Raw genomic sequence first — 1,129 nt, forward strand, 5'->3', positions numbered from 1 at the left:
TGTTGCTGGTCATGACGTTGGTGACGCCGGTCGGTAGCTTCGTGGCTGGGGGCTGGTTCCCGACGGCGGTGTGGGCCCGATGGTAGTTGTAGTGGACGTTCCAGACCTTGAGGGCGTTCGCGCGTTCGGTCTCTGAGGTCCAGGTGCGGGCGTAGAGGAACTCCTCGGCCAGGATCCGTTGATAGCGCTCGACCTTCCCGTTGTGGCGGGGTGTGTAGGGGCGGGTGCGCTGATGCCGGGAGGCGAACGCGCCCACGGTGCGTCCGAAGGTGCTGGCGCGGTAGTTCGCGCCGTTGTCGGTCACGACGCGCACGATCCGGTTGATGCCGTGCGCGGCGAAGAACGCCCGGGCGCGGGCGAAGAACGCGATCGTGGTCGCGGCCTTCTCGTCCGTGAGGTGCTCGGTGTAGGCCAGGCGGGAGAACCCGTCCACGGCGGAATGCAGGTAGACGTATCCAGCTCGGGTGCCGCGGGTCTTCGCGTCGCGGGTCTTAGCGCGTTGGGCGGCCTTGTGCTGGTCCGATCCGCGGCCGTGGGCACGCCAACCGCCGCCGTCCGGGATGCGTCCGACCTTCTTGACGTCCAGGTGGAGCATGTGGCCCGGGTAGCGGGCGACGATCCGTCGCGGTTGCCGGTTCGATTCCCCGGTGGTGTCCAGGTAGCGGCGCCGGTTGATCCCGAGACGGTCGAACCAGCGGCCCACGGTCCGCGCCGAGACCCGGTGACCCTCGCTCGCGAGCTCGAGCGCGATACGGGCCGCGGACCACTTGTGCTCGCGGCGCAGCGCCTCGATGCGTTCCACGACCTGGGTCGGGGTCTGGGTCGGTGAGGTGTGCGGGACGCTGGCACGGTCGTGCAGGCCGGCCTCACCGAGGCGGTCGTACCGGTTCTTCCACTTCGACAGGCAGGCGCGTGAGACACCGGCCTCGGCAGCGACATGAGCGATCGGACGCGACTGGCAGCGCTGGACCAGGCGGAGGCGGCCGGCAGGGGTCAGCGGGGCGTTAGCGTGGGTCATGAAGGGGTAGGTCTTCCTCGGCTAGGACGGTTGGTCGCACTTCCATCCTGCCGCCAGGCCTACCCCTTCCTCACACCCGACCCCGCGTCACCAACGTCATGACCCGCAACA

Annotated in this window: 1 protein-coding gene; it reads right to left on the reverse strand. The window is 69.1% G+C overall.

Going from position 1 to position 1,129, the window contains the following annotated elements:
* Positions 1 to 1,018 (reverse strand): IS481 family transposase (locus ACYVK7_RS17620; protein WP_460889027.1); only part of this gene is annotated, 1,018 nt, incomplete at its 3' end.
* Between the last annotated feature and the right edge of the window lie 111 nt (positions 1,019 to 1,129).

This window comes from Promicromonospora xylanilytica (assembly GCF_054782895.1).